The sequence below is a fragment of the Streptomyces sp. NPDC059080 genome, assembly GCF_042739975.1.
In the GTDB taxonomy this organism is placed as follows: domain Bacteria; phylum Actinomycetota; class Actinomycetes; order Streptomycetales; family Streptomycetaceae; genus Streptomyces; species Streptomyces benahoarensis.
In genome coordinates, this window is sequence record NZ_JBHYGX010000066.1 from 17794 (window position 1) to 18621 (window position 828).

An 828-nucleotide genomic window follows, 5' to 3' on the forward strand; every position below is an offset into this window, starting at 1 on the left:
CCCGGGGGGGGCCCGCCGCCCCCCCGCGCCCCGCCCCCGCCGGGCCCCCCGCCCCCCCCGGTCCGGGGCCGCGCCGTATGTATATGCAGGGGTCAGGCGGGGGCCGAGCCGCGCAGCGCTCCGCGGGCCGGGCGGATCAGCACCGAGAGCAGCGCGGCGCCCACGGCGACGGCCGCGGCGAGCGTCTGGACGGGGTGGCCGGGGCCGAGGATCGAGCGGGTCAGCAGCGCGCCCAGCAGGGCGGCGACCGGGCCGGTGGCCAGCGCCAGGGAGCGGACGGGGAACCGTTCGGGCAGTCGGCGGGTGGCGGTGAAGGAGAGGACCAGACCGACGACGGCGGCGCCCAGGGCTTCCCAGATCATGTGTGTTCCCTCCCGCGTTACGGCTGACGACCGGACCGACCGGACGAACAAATCGGTCGTAGGCGGTGGTACCCATCAGCCACGCTCAGCAACCCTCATGCCTCCGTTCCGCCGAACGTGCGGGGAAGGGGAGGACGTGGGGGCGGGCGGGGCGAGCCGTTCCGGCCGGGAGCGCGGACGGCGGCGGGGCGCCCTGGGCGCGGGAGGGCGAACCGGAAGGGGAGGCGGAAGGCGCCCGGAAGCGGGGGAAGCGGGGGAAGCGGAAGGCGCCCGGAAGCGGGAAAGGGGCGGCTTCGGAGACCGGAGGGGCACGGCCCCGCAAACCGGTGCGCCGCCCCGGAACTCGTACCGCCGCGGCCCGTTGAGCCGCGCCCCGGAAAACGCCGAGGGGGGGCGGCGGGGGGGTAAAACCACCCCCCCGCCGCGGTGGGGTCCGGGGGGCGAGGGGGGCCCCGCGGGGGGGTGG

1 protein-coding gene is annotated in these 828 nt (G+C 78.6%); it reads right to left on the reverse strand.

The window, feature by feature from the left end; translation table 11 throughout:
- Positions 1–92 precede the first annotated feature (92 nt).
- Positions 93–362 (reverse strand): hypothetical protein, encoded by a 270-nt coding sequence (locus ACFWWQ_RS29015; RefSeq protein ID WP_384602168.1) that lies wholly within the window; start codon positions 360–362, stop codon positions 93–95.
- Between the last annotated feature and the right edge of the window lie 466 nt (positions 363–828).